The following is a 244-nucleotide window of genomic DNA, read 5'->3' on the forward strand; positions in this document are numbered from 1 at the left end:
TGCCGGAGGAGACGTTCAGGAAGGCGTTCGAATTGAATTTCTGGAGCCATCATTACATGGCCCGAGCCGCCGTGCGTGTGATGGAGAAGCAGAAGACCGGCGGCGCCATCGTCTTCAATGTTTCCAAGCAGGCTGTCAATCCAGGTGTGGATTTCGGCCCCTACGGCACCTCCAAGGCCGCGCTGATGGCGCTGATGCGCCAATATGCAGTCGAGCACGGCGCATCCGGCATCACATCCAATGC

The 244-nt window shown here is 59.0% G+C and carries 1 protein-coding gene; it reads left to right on the forward strand.

Annotated elements, in window-relative coordinates:
- Positions 1 to 244: SDR family NAD(P)-dependent oxidoreductase (locus tag AF337_RS00025; RefSeq protein WP_152970849.1), on the forward strand; the 244-nt coding region annotated here is incomplete at both ends.

The organism is Rhizobium ecuadorense (genome assembly GCF_001187535.1).
GTDB lineage: Bacteria > Pseudomonadota > Alphaproteobacteria > Rhizobiales > Rhizobiaceae > Rhizobium > Rhizobium ecuadorense.